The 12,477-nt window shown below is 69.4% G+C and carries 12 protein-coding genes; 6 read left to right on the top strand and 6 right to left on the bottom strand.

All coding sequences use genetic code 11. The annotated features are described in order from the left end of the window. The 6 genes from IH45_RS0111590 to dnaA all read right to left on the bottom strand — a co-directional run. On the bottom strand, positions 1-1,008 hold a 1,008-nt coding region (locus tag IH45_RS0111590), incomplete at its 3' end, for an ATP-binding protein (protein ID WP_030665599.1). 285 nt (positions 1,009-1,293) lie between these two features. Beyond that, positions 1,294-1,869 (bottom strand): DciA family protein, encoded by a 576-nt coding sequence (locus tag IH45_RS0111585; RefSeq protein ID WP_030665596.1) that lies wholly within the window; start codon positions 1,867-1,869, stop codon positions 1,294-1,296. A 19-nt stretch (positions 1,870-1,888) separates the two neighbouring features. Next, the gene (gene recF, locus IH45_RS0111580) at positions 1,889-3,025 is read right to left on the bottom strand and encodes a DNA replication/repair protein RecF (protein ID WP_030665593.1); all 1,137 of its coding nucleotides are present in this window, start codon (positions 3,023-3,025) and stop codon (positions 1,889-1,891) included. 75 nt (positions 3,026-3,100) lie between these two features. Then, the gene (gene gnd / locus IH45_RS0111575) at positions 3,101-3,982 is read right to left on the bottom strand and encodes a phosphogluconate dehydrogenase (NAD(+)-dependent, decarboxylating) (RefSeq protein WP_030665590.1); all 882 of its coding nucleotides are present in this window, start codon (positions 3,980-3,982) and stop codon (positions 3,101-3,103) included. Positions 3,983-4,442: 460 nt separating this feature from the next. After that, entirely contained in the window at positions 4,443-5,573 is a 1,131-nt protein-coding gene (gene dnaN, locus IH45_RS0111570) for a DNA polymerase III subunit beta (RefSeq protein ID WP_030665588.1), read from the bottom strand. Positions 5,574-6,608: 1,035 nt separating this feature from the next. Beyond that, positions 6,609-8,546 carry a chromosomal replication initiator protein DnaA gene (gene dnaA / locus IH45_RS0111565; protein ID WP_078897460.1) on the bottom strand — a complete coding sequence of 646 codons (1,938 nt, stop codon included), beginning with the start codon at positions 8,544-8,546 and terminating at the stop codon, positions 6,609-6,611. Between the two features lie 358 nt (positions 8,547-8,904). Between dnaA and rpmH the strand changes: the two genes are divergently transcribed. The 6 genes from rpmH (at position 8,905) to rsmG (ending at position 12,303) form a co-directional block, all read left to right on the top strand. After that, positions 8,905-9,042, top strand: a complete 138-nt coding sequence (rpmH, locus tag IH45_RS0111560; RefSeq protein WP_003949374.1) for a 50S ribosomal protein L34 — start codon at positions 8,905-8,907, stop codon at positions 9,040-9,042. A 21-nt stretch (positions 9,043-9,063) separates the two neighbouring features. After that, the gene (gene rnpA / locus IH45_RS0111555) at positions 9,064-9,462 is read left to right on the top strand and encodes a ribonuclease P protein component (protein ID WP_030665584.1); all 399 of its coding nucleotides are present in this window, start codon (positions 9,064-9,066) and stop codon (positions 9,460-9,462) included. Then, positions 9,459-9,776: a membrane protein insertion efficiency factor YidD gene (gene yidD, locus IH45_RS1000000146390; protein ID WP_003978865.1), complete on the top strand. Its 318-nt coding sequence runs from the start codon at positions 9,459-9,461 to the stop codon at positions 9,774-9,776. The genes rnpA and yidD overlap by 4 nt, the downstream gene beginning before the upstream one ends. Positions 9,777-9,779: 3 nt before the next feature. Then, on the top strand, positions 9,780-10,952 hold the full coding sequence (gene yidC / locus IH45_RS0111550; RefSeq protein ID WP_030665582.1) for a membrane protein insertase YidC: 1,173 nt from the start codon (positions 9,780-9,782) through the stop codon (positions 10,950-10,952). 14 nt (positions 10,953-10,966) lie between these two features. After that, a complete protein-coding gene (locus tag IH45_RS0111545) occupies positions 10,967-11,473 on the top strand; it encodes a Jag family protein (RefSeq protein ID WP_030665579.1) in 507 nt (168 codons plus the stop codon). Positions 11,474-11,577: 104 nt separating this feature from the next. Beyond that, the gene (gene rsmG / locus IH45_RS0111540; protein ID WP_030665577.1) at positions 11,578-12,303 is read left to right on the top strand and encodes a 16S rRNA (guanine(527)-N(7))-methyltransferase RsmG; all 726 of its coding nucleotides are present in this window, start codon (positions 11,578-11,580) and stop codon (positions 12,301-12,303) included. The last annotated feature ends 174 nt before the right edge of the window (positions 12,304-12,477 follow it).

Below are 12,477 nucleotides of genomic sequence, written 5' to 3'. Positions count from 1 at the left end.
GTCCCGGGCGTAACGGTTGATCAGACCCGTCAGCGCCGCGCGGAAGCCCTCCTCGTGCGTACCGCCCTCATGCGTGTGGATCGTGTTGGCGAAGGAGTAGACACCCTCGGTGTACTGGGTGTTCCACTGCATCGCCACCTCGACCGAGAGCAGCCGCTCCTTGTCCTCGGCCTCGATGTCGATGACGGTGGGGTGCACCACCTCGCCCTTGCGCTGGTTGAGGTACGTCACGAAGTCGACGATGCCGCCCTCGTAGTAGTACTTCACCGAGAGCGGCTTGCCCTCCTCGTCCACATGGGCCGTGCGCTCGTCGGTGAGCTTGATCGTCAGGCCCTTGTTGAGGAACGCCATCTCCTGGAAACGGCGCGACAGCGTCTCGAAGCTGTACTCCGTCGTCTCGAAGATGTCGCCGTCGGCCCAGAACGTCACCGTCGTGCCGGTCTCGTCGGTGGCCTCGTTGCGGGCCAGCGGCGCCGTCGGCACACCGAGCTTGTAGTCCTGCGTCCAGCGGTAGCCGTCCCGCTTGACCTCGACGGACACCTTCTGCGACAGCGCGTTGACGACCGAGACGCCGACACCGTGCAGACCACCGGAGACCGCGTAACCGCCGCCGCCGAACTTGCCGCCCGCGTGCAGCACCGTCAGCACGACCTCGACGGCCGGCTTCTTCTCCGACGGCACGATGTCCACGGGGATGCCGCGGCCGTTGTCGACGACGCGCACGCCGCCGTCCGGCAGGATCGTGACGTCGATGGTGTCCGCGTACCCGGCCATCGCCTCGTCGACCGAGTTGTCGACGACCTCTTGCACGAGGTGGTGCAGACCACGCTCACCGGTCGAGCCGATGTACATGCCCGGACGCTTGCGGACCGCGTCCAGGCCCTCAAGGACGGTGATCGCGCTGGCGTCGTACGACTTCTCTTCCGGAGAGTCGCCACTGGCGCCGGCAGGAACCCCCTCTTCAGTAGAAGCCGTGTTGTTCTCGTTGAGGTCGCCGGAGTCGGCCACGAAGCGCCCTTTCTGGCACAGCACGAGCCGCCTCCATCAGAAGCAGGGCGGCTGCGTCGTTCGACATGTTCCGCGAGTGGGCGGGATTGCTACCAGTCTACCGGTAGCGCCGACACTAATGGGGGTTTGCGGGCGCCTGAGTCGTCATGTGCCGCCCTGAAGTGCCGTTGGCCGACTCCCCATATGCGCGACGGGGCCCCAGGACGCTCTAGAGGGCGTTCAGCGCTTCGGGCTGTCAACCTCCGGCTACGGTGAGCGGAGTCTCACCCGTACCACGCGTACACCTCAGCCGTACGTGTCCCCGGGCCCCTTGCTCCCGGGCGCCCGCAGCGGCCCGTAACGCCGGGCCGGGCCGCCGGGCCCCAGCACCTTGATCATCTTCACCGTGCCCTGGCCGAGGTCCTGGTTCAGCCGGGCCACCAGCTGCGGTGCCAGCAGCCGCAGCTGCGTCGCCCACACCGTCGAGTCGCACTGCACCGTCAGCACGCGCGCTTCCTCGTCGTACCGCTGCGGCTCGCAGTGCTGCGCCACCTCCGGGCCGACCAGTTGCGGCCAGCGCCCCATGACGCCGCCGACCGCGGCCGGGGCCTCCCAGCCGCGCTCCGTGATGAGCCGGTTGATCGCCGCGCTCAGCGGCAGCGGATCGCGCCCGTCGGCGCGCGCGCCGGACCGCAGGCCGCCGCGGCGCGCCTGCTTCTTCTGCTGCGCGGCGGCGCCCCGCGCCCGCGCCTGCTCCTTGGCGGCGACCAGCGCCTGCCGGGCCAGATCGATCCCGGACAGCTCCGGGGGCTTGGGCTGATCGGCGCCGGGCGGCCGCTCCGAGGGCTCCTCGGAGGGACGGTCCGGCCGCTCGCCGTTCATCACCGGCTCCGTCGCCCGCTCACGGCGTGACCTTCTCCGCCGCGCCCTCGGAGACCGCGAACCGGGCCCCGGACAGCACACCCGGCACGTCGTCGTCCACCGCCGCGGTCACCAGCACCTGCTCGCCGGGCGCCACCAGCTCCGCCAGCCGCTCCCGCCGCCGGCTGTCCAGCTCCGCGAAGACGTCGTCGAGCACCAGCACCGGCTCGTTGCCCTCACCACGCAGCAGGTCGTACGAGGCCAGGCGCAGCGCGAGCGCGTACGACCAGGACTCGCCGTGGCTCGCGTACCCCTTGGCGGGCAGCTGGCCCAGCTTGAGCACCAGGTCGTCGCGGTGCGGACCGACCAGTGTCACACCGCGCTCGATCTCGTTCTTACGGGCCGCGCCGAGCGCCTCGGTCAGCAGCCCGTACAGCTCCTCGCGCGTCGAGGCACCGCCCAGCCCCTCGCCCGCCGAGCCGCGGTACTCCATCGACAGCGGGCCGCCACCCGGCGCCAGCTGCTCGTACGCCTTGTCGGCCAGCGGCTGGAGCGTGGCGATCAGGTCGAGCCGCTGCGCCAGCAGCTCGGCCCCGGCCCGCGCCAGGTGCTGGTCCCACACGTCCAGTGTGGACAGGTCCATCTGCCGGCCACCGTGCCGCCGGGCCAGCGCCGCGCTCTTCAGGAGCGTGTTGCGCTGCTTGAGCACCCGGTCGTAGTCCGAGCGCACGCCCGCCATCCGCGGCGAGCGGGCGGTGATCAGCTCGTCCAGGAAGCGGCGGCGCTCCCCCGGGTCGCCCTTGACCAGCGCCAGGTCCTCCGGCGCGAACAGCACCGTCCGTACGATCCCCAGTACGTCACGGGGTCTGACCTGCGACGATCTGTTGATACGGGCCCGGTTGGCCTTGCCGGGGTTCAGCTCCAGCTCCACCAGCTGCTGCCGCTCGCCCTGCACGACCGCGGCCCGCACGATGGCCCGCTCGGCGCCCATCCGCACCAGCGGGGCGTCCGAGGAGACCCGGTGGCTGCCGAGGGTGGCCAGATAGCCCACCGCCTCGACGAGGTTGGTCTTGCCCTGCCCGTTGGGGCCCACGAACGCGGTGACGCCCGGGTCGAGCGGGACCTCGACCCGGGCGTACGAGCGGAAGTCGGCCAGCGAGAGATGCGATACGTGCATGTGGCGCGCCGACCTCCCCCGGCTACCGGACTTCTCTACCGGACTGCTTACTGCTTGCTTGCTTCTTCGTGCTGCTTACTTCTTCGCGTTCTCGACGGCGTGGCCGCCGAACTGGTTCCGCAGCGCCGCGATCATCTTCATCTGCGGCGAGTCGTCCTGGCGCGAGGCGAAGCGCGCGAAGAGCGACGCCGTGATCGCGGGCAGCGGTACGGCGTTGTCGATCGCGGCCTCGACGGTCCAGCGGCCCTCGCCGGAGTCGGCGGCGAAGCCCCGCAGCTTCTCCAGGTGCTCGTCGTCGTCCAGCGCGTTGACCGCCAGGTCCAGCAGCCAGGAACGGATGACCGTGCCCTGCTGCCAGGAGCGGAAGACCTCGCGCACGTCGGTGACCGAGTCGACCGCCTCCAGCAGCTCCCAGCCCTCGGCGTAGGCCTGCATCATGGCGTACTCGATGCCGTTGTGGACCATCTTGGCGAAGTGGCCCGCGCCGACCTTGCCGGCGTGCACCGAGCCGTACTCGCCCTCCGGCTTGAGCGCGTCGAAGACCGGCTGGACCTTGGCGACATCCTCCGAGGAGCCGCCGTACATCAGCGCGTAGCCGTTCTCCAGGCCCCAGACGCCGCCCGAGACGCCGCAGTCGACGAAGCCGATGCCCTTGGCGCGCAGCTCCTCGGCGTGCTTCTCGTCGTCGGTCCAGCGGGAGTTGCCGCCGTCGACCACCACGTCGCCGGGGGACAGCAGCTCGCCCAGCTCGTCGATGGTGGACTGGGTGGCGGCGCCGGCGGGCACCATGACCCACACCACACGCGGCCCCTTGAGACCGTCCACCAGCTCCTTGAGGCTGTGGACGTCAGCCAGGTCCGGATTGCGGTCGTATCCGATGACGGTGTGGCCTGCGCGGCGGATGCGCTCGCGCATGTTGCCGCCCATCTTGCCGAGACCGACGAGACCGAGCTCCATCAGTACCCCTTACGTTGCGTTACGGCACATCCCCGACCTACGCGTCGAGTTTACGCGCGAAGCCAGGACGCGGCGGCGCGGCCCCCACAGCTGTGGATAACTTGCGGCGCGTGCACGACGCCGGGCCCGGGACGTGCGGTTTTCGTTGTTCAGCGCGCTCTTCCCTGTGTACGGGGCCACGCGGAAGGCAGTGGCCGGGCCGCAACCGATCGCGGCGAAATAGCCCCGGGCCCGCCGTCCCGGCGCCGAAACCGCCGCCAGGGTCCGGTGGACGCACCTGCCGCTCCGTCGCGCCCCGTAACCACTCGTACCGGCTTGCTCGCCCGTACGGGTGCCCACGCTCCGGCCCGGTACGTACGGCAAACAGCTCCGCCCCTGACACGAGCCGACGGCGCACGTCAGGGGCGGGAAGCTTTCGAGCGGCTGCCGACCGGAGGCAGCCGTCCACAGCCTGTGGGGATCAGCCGGACAGCCGCACCGGCATGATCAGGTACTTGTACGCCTCGTCCGCCTCGGCGTCCTTGGCCGGGCGGCCGCTGAGGAGCGCCGGCTTCGTGGAGGTCGTGAAGGACAGCTGGGCCACCGGGGAGTCGATCGCCGACAGGCCCTCCAGGAGGAAGCCCGGGTTGAAGGCGATGGAGATGTCGTCGCCCTCCAGGTCCGCGTCCACCCGCTCCACAGCCTGTGCGTCGTCGCTGGAGCCGGCCTCCAGGACCAGCACGCCCTGCTCGAAGCTCAGGCGCACCGGGGTGTTCCGCTCGGCCACCAGCGCCACACGCTTGACGGCCTCGACGAACGGGGCGGTCTCGATCACCGCGACCGAGTTGAACTCGGTGGGGAAGAGCGTGCGGTACTTCGGGAGGTCACCCTCCAGCAGCCGGGTAGTCGTACGGCGGCCCGCGCCCTCGAAGCCGATCAGGCCCTCACCGGCGCCCGAGCCGGACAGCGCCAGGGTGACGCTGTCGCCGCTGCTGAGGGACTTGGCGGTGTCCAGCAGTGTCTTGGCGGGCACCAGCGCCACCGCGGAGGCGTCCGGGCTCTCCGGCTTCCACAGGAACTCGCGCACGGCGAAGCGGTAGCGGTCGGTGGAGGCCAGGGTGACGGTGTCGCCCTCGATCTCGATCCGTACGCCGGTGAGCACCGGGAGGGTGTCGTCACGGCCGGCGGCGATGGCGACCTGGGCGGCGGCCGCGGCGAAGACCTCACCGGGCACGGTGCCGGTGGCGGTCGGCATCTGCGGCAGGGCCGGGTACTCCTCCACAGGAAGGGTGTGGAGGGTGAAGCGGGAGGAGCCGCAGACGACGGTGACCCGTACACCATCGGTGGAAATCTCCACCGGGCGGTTGGGAAGGGCGCGGCAGATGTCGGCCAGCAGGCGGCCGGAGACCAGGACGGTCCCCTCCTCCTCCACCTCCGCTTCCACGGACACGCGCGCGGAGACCTCGTAGTCGAAGCCGGAGAGGCTCAGGCTGCCCTCCTCCGCCTTCAGCAGCAGGCCCGCGAGGACGGGCACCGGCGGACGGGCCGGGAGGCTCTTGGCCGCCCAGGCCACTGCCTCCGCGAGTACATCGCGCTCCACCCGGATCTTCACCGGAAACCGCCTCCTGCTGTTGCTGGCTTACGCCCTGCTGGCCTTCTTCGTCGGCTGGGTCGCCGGAGACCAGTCTGACGTACGTCACCGACAGCCGTTGCTGCTCGGGGTCAAGTCGGGTCGAGAGGCGTCGGACGACCGATCCCCAAGTTGTGCACAGCACCCGATTCGAAACGAGTTCCCCGGTAGATATCCGTGGTCGTAGTAGTAGGGCTTGTGGAAACCGTGGACAACTGAGTCTGCGCAGGTCAACACGGTTTTTTTGTCCACCGGGCCTGTGGGCGGCAGCCGTGGACAACCGGCCTCATCTGTGGACCGGCGTCCTTCATGCACACCCGATGCACAGGGGACCCCTACTTCTCCCCAGTCCTGTCCCCAGCTTTACCCAGGTTCCCCACAGCCCAATCCGGCACCTTGGTGTGATGCCTTTCACTCGCCCCAGTGAGCCCGGGTGTCACCTTGCCGAACAGTGGACAGGGGTGTGGAGAACTTGGGGACAAGGGCGGGGCTCCTGTGGGCGGCCCGTGGACAACGCGACCCGCCCGCTGTGGACCGATCCTTCATCCACACCCTGTGGATGGCCGTTAGCCACAAATCCACACCGCGCTGACCTGGGCAGATCTTGCTACGGCCGGCCCTCCTGTGGAAGCCGCAGGGATAACTTCCCAGTCCCCAGCGTGTGGACGGAAGATTCTTGGCCAATCTGTGGAGCACAGCCGTGACCTGACGCGAAATCGAACAGAGGCGGGGCCTTCCACAGGGTCGGGACGGTGGCGGGTGGGGGCGGGACGCGGTCGGGGTGCCGTTTTGGGCGCTGTATCGGGCGGTCCGGAGAGGGATTCGGGGTGGTCGTACGGCGATCCCTGGGCACCTCGGCGCCCGGTTGGCGCCTCCTCGTACGGCGAGAGCCCCTGTACTGCGGGGGCTCCCCGCCTTCACGGGCGGAAGGCCCGTACGAACGGCGAAGGGCGCCCCGGGAGTGCGTACGTCCCGGGGCGCCCTGGAAGCTCTGGCCGGCCCCTCGCCGAGGCCGCGTCAGCCGTTCTTGATGCGGTTCGTCAGCTCCGTCACCTGGTTGTAGATGGAGCGCCGCTCGGCCATCAGCGCCCGGATCTTGCGGTCGGCGTGCATCACCGTCGTATGGTCGCGGCCGCCGAACTGCGCGCCGATCTTCGGCAGCGACAGATCCGTCAGCTCACGGCACAGGTACATCGCGATCTGCCGCGCCGTCACCAGGACGCGGCTGCGCGAGGATCCGCACAGATCGTCCACGGTCAGCCCGAAGTAGTCGGCGGTCGCGGCCATGATGGCGGTCGCGGTGATTTCCGGCGCCGCGTCCTCGCCGCCGGGGATCAGGTCCTTGAGGACGATCTCCGTCAGGCCCAGGTCCACCGGCTGGCGGTTGAGGGACGCGAAGGCGGTGACGCGGATCAGCGCCCCCTCCAGCTCGCGGATGTTGCGCGAGATCCGGGAGGCGATGAACTCCAGTACCTCCGGCGGCGCGTTGAGCTGCTCCTGCACGGCCTTCTTGCGCAGGATCGCGATCCGGGTCTCCAGCTCGGGCGGCTGGACGTCGGTGATCAGGCCCCACTCGAAGCGGTTGCGCAGCCGGTCCTCCAGGGTCACCAGCTGCTTGGGCGGCCGGTCCGAGGACAGCACGATCTGCTTGTTGGCGTTGTGCAGCGTGTTGAAGGTGTGGAAGAACTCCTCCTGCGTCGACTCCTTGCTGGCCAGGAACTGGATGTCGTCGACGAGCAGGATGTCCATGTCGCGGTAGCGCTTGCGGAACGCGTCCGCCTTGCCGTCGCGGATGGAGTTGATGAACTCGTTGGTGAACTCCTCCGAGCTGACGTACCGCACCCGGGTGCCCGGGTAGAGGCTGCGCGCGTAGTGCCCGATGGCGTGCAGCAGGTGCGTCTTGCCGAGGCCGGACTCGCCGTAGATGAACAGCGGGTTGTACGCCTTGGCCGGCGCCTCGGCCACGGCCACCGCGGCGGCGTGCGCGAAGCGGTTCGAAGCGCCGATGACGAAGGTGTCGAAGAGGTACTTCGGGTTCAGGCGCGCGGTCGGTTCGCCGGGGCCGGTCGCGGGCGCGGGCTGCGCGGCAAGCGGGCCGGGGGCGCCGCTGGGCGCGGGCAGCCCGCCCGGGCCAGGGTTCTGGATATGCGCGGGCGGCTGGTGTTCGGCCAGGTCACGGCGCTGCGGCGGCTGCTGTTCGTACGGGGAGTGGCCCTCGGGGCGCTGGTGCTGCGGTGGCCCGGTGTGCTCGGGGGCCGACGATCGGTAGTCACCCTGTGACCGCTGGGAGTGCGGCTGCTGCAGGTGAGAGGGGGGCGGCGTGGCGTAAGGGTCACGCTCGGGGAAGCCGCCGAGGCGCTGCTGCTGCCACCCGTAGTCCTCGCGGGGGCCGGGGCCGCCCTGGCTGCCCATCCCGGAGTGCTGCTGCGGCCAGGCGCCGGGCTCGTGCCGGGGCTGCTGGTGCTGCTGCTGGTACTCCGGATACGCGGGGCGCACGTGCGGTCCGTCGTCGTCCTGGTGCCCGTAACCCTGCCGGTTGTCGTAGCCGTCGCTCTGCCGGCCGTCGTAGCCGCCGTACGCGTCGTGCTGCTGCCCCGGCTGCTGCTGGGGCTGGTGGCGCTGCTGCTGTACGGGGGACGACGGCGGGGCCGAGGGCAGCGGCTGCTGGGGCTGCGGCTCCTCGGCGGAGTCGTCGACGGTGATCGCGATGCGGATCGGGCGGCCGCACTGATGGCTCAGCGCCTCGCCGATGAGCGGCGCGAGCCGGCCCTCCAGCACGCCCTTGGCGAACTCGTTGGGCACGGCCAGCAGGGCCGTGTCGGCCACCAGCGCCAGCGGCTGCGTCCGCTTCAGCCAGTCCTGGTCCTTCGGCTTGAGGCTGTCGCTCTCCGCTCGCAGGAGGTGATCAAGTACACGTGGCCACACTGCGGCAAGATCGGCAGGTACGTCAGCCACAGAGCACGCTCTCTCACAGGTCCCACGAATGTGTGATTCTCAGGACGGGCGGGAAGGAATCGGAGTTGACCCACGGTAGTCAGGGCGACCGTGGTGATTCAAGTTGTTGTCCACAGGCTGTGCACAGTGTGTCCCGACCGAGGGCCGGTTTGACCGGATGACGCCGCCGCGCGTACCGTAACCAGGTCGAGTTGTCGATGGCTGCTGCCGCCTGCCTCCGATGGGCAAAGATCGCGCTCAAGTGATCGAAGTAGCGGTGCACTCGGGCGTTGCGAGCTACTCGTGGGCGCACGGTGACAGCCAGTCGACGCCCCACACCTGTCTCCCCGGAGACACCAAGCATCTCTGGAGCCCCCGAGTGAGCAAGCGCACCTTTCAGCCGAACAACCGCCGCCGCGCGAAGACCCACGGCTTCCGCCTGCGTATGCGCACCCGTGCCGGCCGCGCGATTCTCGCGTCCCGCCGTGGCAAGGGTCGCGCCCGCCTGTCGGCCTGAGCCCTGAGCTAGGTCCATGACGTGCTGCCTACCGAGCATCGGCTGAGGCGGCGCGAGGACTTTGCGACCGCGGTACGCCGGGGACGCAGGGCCGGGCGCCCGCTCCTCGTCGTCCATCTACGCAGCGGTGCAACGGACCCGCACGCAGCGGGGGAGAGCCCTCCCCCGGCGCGTGCGGGTTTCGTCGTGAGCAAGGCCGTCGGCGGTGCCGTCGTGCGCAACCTGGTCAAGCGACGGCTGCGCCACCTGGTGCGCGACCGGCTCGACCGGCTGCCCGCCGGTAGCCTGGTTGTCGTACGGGCGCTGCCCGGCGCGGGTGATGCGGGTCACGGCCAGCTGGCCCGTGACCTGGACACCGCGCTGCAGCGGCTGCTGGGTGGAGATTCCCCAACCGAAGGTCAGGGGAGGGTGCCGCGATGAAGTACCCGCTGCTGCTGCTGATCAAGCTGTATCAGTGGACCATCAGCCCTTTGCTGGGTCCGGTCTGCCGGTACTACCCGTCGTGCTCCCACTATGGCTATACGGCCATCGACCGGCACGGCGCCGTGAAAGGGACCGCGCTGACGGCTTGGCGCATCCTGCGTTGCAATCCGTGGTCGCCAGGTGGCGTCGACCACGTACCACCCCGGAAGCGTCCGGTCTGGCATCGGCGGCTGAGGAGCCGCCTGGGCGGATCCACCGTCCCTGAGCCTGCCGCACAGCCTGAGACTCAGCCCACCGCCCAAGGAGCCTGATTCGTGGACACGATCCTCAGTCCTCTCTATTACGCAGTTTCCTGGATCATCGTCCAGTTCCACTCGTTCTACAGCCTCATCTTCGACGAGAACAGTGGCGCGGCGTGGGGTCTGTCCATCGTCTCGCTGGTGGTACTGATCCGTATCTGCCTGATCCCGCTCTTCGTGAAGCAGATCAAGTCGACGCGGAACATGCAGGCGCTCCAGCCGAAGATGAAGGCGATCCAGGAGCGCTACAAGAGCGACAAGCAGCGTCAGTCCGAAGAGATGATGAAGCTGTACAAGGAGACGGGCACCAACCCGCTCTCCAGCTGCCTGCCGATCCTGGCGCAGTCGCCCTTCTTCATCTCGCTGTACCAGGTCCTCAGCCACATCGCGAACAACCAGACCGTCGGCGTCATCAACCAGTCGCTGCTGGAGAGCGCGCAGAAGGCGCACATCTTCGGTGCCCCGCTGGCCGCGAAGTTCCTGGACACCCCGGAGAAGCTCGAGGCCCTGGGGGCTTCGGTCACCAACGTCCGCGTGGTCACCGTCATCATGATCGTGCTGATGTCGGCCTCGCAGTTCTACACGCAGCGCCAGCTGATGACGAAGAACGTCGACCTGACGGTGAAGACGCCGTTCATGCAGCAGCAGAAGATGCTGATGTACGTCTTCCCGATCATGTTCGCCGTGTTCGGTATCGGCTTCCCCGGCTTCCCCGTCGGTGTCCTCCTGTACTGGCTGACCACCAACGTGTGGACCATGGGTCAGCAGATGTTCGTCATCCGCCGTAACCCCACTCCGGGCAGCAAGGCCTTCCAGGAGCGTCAGGACCGGCTGCGGGCCAAGGGCAAGCTCAAGGAGGACCCGGCCGAGGTCGAGGCCAGGAAGATCGCCGAGGAGGCGCGCCAGAACCGGCAGCAGCCCAAGCGGCAGAGCAAGTCCCAGCGCCAGACCCAGCCCACCGGCGGCAAGCCGGCCGGTGGCGGCCAGCAGCCGCGGCGTACCCGTGCGGGGGCCGGCTCCAGCGCTTCCGGTGACTCCGAGGCGGACGCTTCGAAGAAGCAGTCCCTGGAGAAGAAGGCACCGCAGGACAGCAAGCCGAAGGGCGGTTCCTCCGCCTCCGGCTCCCGTAACGCCAAGTCCGGACAGCGCAAGGGCCAGCAGCGGCCCAAGCACCCGTCCAAGAAGTAAGAAGGAGTCCTTCCGTGACGGACACGACCCCGGCCGCCGAGGGCACCGACACCCTGACCCGCCTGGAGCAGGAGGGTGAGATCGCGGCCGACTACCTCGAGGGCCTGCTGGACATCGCCGATCTCGACGGCGACATCGACATGGACGTCGAGGCCGACCGCGCCGCCGTGTCGATCATCAGCGAATCGACCAGCCGCGACCTGCAGAAGCTGGTCGGCCGGGACGGCGAGGTGCTGGAGGCGCTGCAGGAGCTGACCCGCCTCGCGGTGCACCGCGAGACCGGTGACCGCAGCCGCCTGATGCTGGACATCGCCGGCTTCCGGGCCCGCAAGCGCGAGGAGCTCGCGGAGCTGGGCGCGAAGGCGGCGGAGGAGGCCAAGGGCAGCGGTGAGCCGGTCAAGCTGAAGCCGATGACCCCCTTCGAGCGCAAGGTCGTGCACGACGCCGTCGCGGCGGCCGGGCTGCGCAGCGAGTCCGAGGGCGAGGAGCCCCAGCGCTGTGTGGTGGTTCTTCCGGCCTGACGGCCCGAGCCCCGAACAGCCTTTGATCTATCCGGCCCCGTCTGTACTCGCAGGCGGGGCCACGTCTTGTCAGCCTGATAACAGTCCAGAGGAAGGCGGTTCCCGTGACGGACGCAGCAGCGGAGCTCCCACCGGCGCCGGATGTGGCGCACGAGGTGTTCGGTGAGCGTTTCCCGGAGGCCGTGCGCTACGGGGAGCTGCTCGCGGACGCGGGCGTACGCAGAGGACTGATCGGACCGCGTGAAGTGCCGCGGCTGTGGGAGCGGCACCTGCTGAACTGCGCGGTGCTCTCCGAGGTGGTGCCCGAGGGTGTCACCGTCTGCGACGTGGGCTCGGGCGCGGGCCTTCCCGGCATTCCGCTGGCCCTGGTGCGCCCGGACCTGAAGATCATGCTGCTGGAGCCGCTGCTGCGCCGGACGAACTTCCTCCAGGAGGTCGTCGAGCTGTTGGGGCTGGACCACGTGACGGTGGTGCGCGGCCGCGCCGAGGAGGTCATGGGCAAGCTCCCGCAGGTCCATGTGGTCACCGCGCGAGCCGTGGCGCCGCTCGACCGGCTGGCGGGGTGGGGTGTCCCGCTGCTGCGTCCGTACGGCGAGATGCTGGCGCTCAAGGGCGACACCGCCGAGGAGGAGCTGAAGGGCGCCCGCGCCGCGCTGGGGAAGCTCGGTGTCGTGGAGACCTCGGTCGTCCAGGTCGGTGCGGGGATCGTGGACCCGATGTCGACCGTGGTGCGTGTGGAGGTCGGCGAAAGCCCCGGCGGTGTGCGCTTCGCGGCCAAGCGGGCCAAGGCGGCCAGGCCCAGCAGGGCATCGAGGGGACGGCGGCGCTGAGCGAGCCTCCGGGTCACGACGGATAGCCCGGGGAAACTAACAAAACGCCATAAAACGGAGTGTCGCGTCCAAAACGGACGTAACGCTGTCATCGTGTTTCACGTGAAACGTCGTTCTCTGCTGCATGGAATCATCAGCCGTGGTCGCGCAGCTGCCGAGCCGCGTCACCGCAGA

Source organism: Streptomyces rimosus subsp. rimosus (genome assembly GCF_000720725.1).
In the GTDB taxonomy this organism is placed as follows: Bacteria; Actinomycetota; Actinomycetes; order Streptomycetales; family Streptomycetaceae; genus Streptomyces; species Streptomyces rimosus_A.
This window is presented reverse-complemented; position numbering and strand designations above follow the sequence as displayed.